Source organism: Mycoplasma sp. 1781 (assembly GCF_053851675.1).
Window position 1 is genome coordinate 1 of sequence record NZ_JBSQBC010000024.1, and the last position, 3,516, is coordinate 3,516.

Genomic DNA, 3,516 nt, shown 5'->3' on the forward strand with positions numbered 1-3,516 from the left:
AATTAAATCACTTGCTTGTTCTGATTTGTTGTTTAGATTAGCTAAAGCTTCTGTAATACTATTTTTGTCAAGTTTTTTTAGAGCTTCATTACCTACATTTATTGCATTTTTTAATTCGTCTTCAATTTTTTGAGAACTAAATAAATCACTAGCTGATTCGATTTCTTTTAATAATTTTTGTGAAGAAGGTAATTCTTGGGTTAAACCGTCAATAGCTTCTTTAATTTGCTGTGCATCACTTTTTAGTGGTTTAGCCTTTTCTAGAATATCTCTTAGTGTAGCAATTTCATTATCTTTGCCCATTTTATTTTTTATGTTGGTTATTTCAGCGTCTAATTTTTTGGCTAAATTTTTATATTTGTCATAATCGAGGGTTGTGTTCTTATAATTTTCGGCATCTTTTACTAAGTCATTAATTTGCTTTATTAGGTTTTGTTTTTCTAATGATAGAGTTTTTTGGAATTCTGAAATTTTTTCATGTAAAGAATTTAGTGCTTTTTGTCTTTCCTCTAGGGTTGCATTTGGATTATTAAGAATTTTTTCAGCTTCTTTGATTGCTTTTTCAAATATACCTTTATTTTTGATATCAGAAGGAAATTTTGAATCAATGTTTTTTGCATTTAAAATTTCATCTGTCAGGTTAAACAACACTTGGATATTGTTTTTTAATTCAATAGCTTTGGCTTTTACTTTTGCAAGTCCATCTTCATTGGTTGCATTATTGTATTGATTTTCCAAATTTGTTTTTTCTTGATTGTAAATAGTTATATATTTGGTAGCAAAAGGTTTATTATTGTACTTAGATTCATAGTTTGCAAGAAGATCACTAAATGACGATTTTTCAGAAATTGCTTCACCATTAAGTAATTCAAGATTATCATATTGACTTTTATAATTCTTGAAATTAATTTTAGATGATTGTAATTTAGTTAATATTTCATCTACTTTTTTGATGTCTTTTATATTCAATAATTGTTCTAGCTCATTTAGTTCTTTTTCAAAGGTTGCATAAAGATCGTGAGTATATGTTTTTTTATCAATTTCATTTTGTTTCTTCCACTCATTCATCTTTTTTATTAATGCTTGCAATTTTGCCATTGTGTGATTTCATTTTATTGTTTCATTTAAAAGAACATAGCCCGTTCCAATTGTTGCCCCAATTGAAACACCAGTTATTATTCCGGCTACAACTTTTTTTCTTCTATTTGTTTTTTTCATAAACACCTCAATAAAATATTTTTTGTATAGTTTTTTATATTAATTTAATATTTTAGATAAAAAAAAAAAAAAAAAGAAAGAGGCTCAAAATTAGGAAATTTTTAAATATTACAAGCTAAAATGGGCTTAAAAAAATAATATTAAATATAATTAATAATATCTACCTAAAATTGGTTTATGTTTAAGGAGTAAAAATGGAAAAAGACAACAAAATTTATTTATTTTCATATGGAACTATTCAAGATGAATTATTTTATAAAAATTTATTGTCGCCTGATTGCGTAAGAAGACCCGCTTTATTAAATGGCTATGCTAAGTGTGTTGATGAAACTGCATATTTTTTATTAAAAAAAGATATTGCCCATCAAGTTAAAGGCACTCTTTTTGAAATAACAAAGGATGAATTATTTATGATTGATAGATGAGAAATGTTTCCTCAATATCAAAGATTTCAGGCCAATGTTATTGCCACTGATACAAACGAAATTATCGAAAACGTATATGTGTATACTAAATTAGAATTTGGTAAATATTATCTAGCAACCGATGACATGGGATTTTCAACTTCGCCTAATGAAAATGAGCAAAATTTAAAAGCTTTTATCACGTTAGAACAACAAACAGAATTATTTCCGTTGGTTGATAATGCTATTTTATATGAAATTTCCGATGAAGAATTTGAAAAAATAATTCATCTTTCGCATCCGTATGTTGCATTGATATTGGATGACCAAAAATTTAAGAATTATTTGGTTGACCCTTATGCAGTTTTAGGTATTAAAATTCATGATAAAAAATATGCTTTATTAATTTCGTTTGGTAGAAAAAATTCATTAAATAGTATTTTTTATTATCATGCTATAGAAAATAAAATTGAAGGGGTAGAAATTATTAAAGATATTAAACCACTTTATAAATTTAATATTGATTTCTTATTAGATAAAAAGCCAATTAAGTACATTAATTTGAAGTTAGATAAAACAATCGAAAAACCTAAGTTTGGTGTATTTGAAGATATTGCCTATGAAATAACCCTTAATGATTTTGATATCGATCCATTTAGAAGATTAGATATTATTATTCATACTCTTGAAGAAAATATGAAATAACTAATGATTGATAAAGAATTAATTAAAGACGTTTCAACAAAACCTGGTGTTTATTTTTGAAAAGATAAAGATGGCAATGTTATTTATGTGGGCAAAGCCAAAAACCTAAAATCACGGATGTCACAATATTTTGACAAAAATGTTCATAATTCATTTAAAACTAGTGCAATGTTAAAACATATTGCTTCTTTTGATACAACCGTTTTTGATAAGGAATCGGAAGCCTTGATGTTTGAACGAGCTAGTATTAATAGATATAAACCTAAATATAATGTAATGCTCCCCTCTCATAATAATTATCCTTATATTTGTATTATAAAAAAAGCTAATAGTATTGATATACAACTTAAAAATGAATATAAAAAACGTGATGATATTATTTATTATGGTCCGGTTGTAGATGGTGAAAAAACACGCCTATTAATTAAATATTTAGTCCATTTATTAAAAACGCAAGAAGGATTAATTATTAAAAAAATGACTCCGGTAGAGGTAGATAAAAGATTCGCAAAAGCAAAGGAAATAATAAAATTTAATAAACAATTTAAACAAGAATTAATTAGTAAAATTAGAAGCGCCTCCTTACAACTTGATTTTAGAAGGGCGGAAGAACTTAAAAAAATTCTTGATTTTATAAACGAAAAGAATAATATCCAAAACATTAGATTAAAGACAAAAAAATCTATTGATGTATGGGGCGTATATTTATATGATAATATTTTGTTTGCTTCTATTTTACAATATCGTTATTCATTGTTAAATAATCGCCAAGACTTTCAATTTTGTTTTGAAAAAAATGAAGAAGAATTGGTATTTGAATTTATAGAAAATTTTTATAAAAACAACCTTATTCCTGATCAAATAATTATTGATGATAAATATAAAAATCAGCCTTTTAATAAAGAAATTAGAAATTCGATTATTAAAAAGAATTATAGTATAAATTCTAAATTACTTGATTTAGCTAATGCTAATGCTAAGAATGATTTAAGCAATAAAATAAAAAAAATAAAAGATAAAACAAAAAGCAATGATATTCTCCAATCTTTAAAAAATATATTAAATATTGATTGTTCAAGGTTTGCAATATTCGATAATTCATTTCAATCAGCAACTAAAGAAGTCGTTGGTAGAGGGATGATTTTTGTTGATGGAATTAATGTTAAGAAATTTAATCGTTCTTATATAC

General features: G+C 25.1%; 3 protein-coding genes. 2 read left to right on the forward strand and 1 reads right to left on the reverse strand.

Going from position 1 to position 3,516, the window contains the following annotated elements:
- The coding region (locus ACWXVP_RS03175) for a hypothetical protein (RefSeq protein ID WP_456013050.1) at positions 1-1,218 on the reverse strand (1,218 nt) is incomplete at its 3' end.
- Positions 1,219-1,412: 194 nt separating this feature from the next.
- Here ACWXVP_RS03175 and ACWXVP_RS03180 point away from each other — a divergent pair.
- Positions 1,413-2,327 carry a gamma-glutamylcyclotransferase gene (locus tag ACWXVP_RS03180; RefSeq protein WP_438340751.1) on the forward strand — a complete coding sequence of 305 codons (915 nt, stop codon included), beginning with the start codon at positions 1,413-1,415 and terminating at the stop codon, positions 2,325-2,327.
- A 3-nt stretch (positions 2,328-2,330) separates the two neighbouring features.
- On the forward strand, positions 2,331-3,516 hold a 1,186-nt coding region (locus ACWXVP_RS03185), incomplete at its 3' end, for a GIY-YIG nuclease family protein (RefSeq protein ID WP_456013052.1).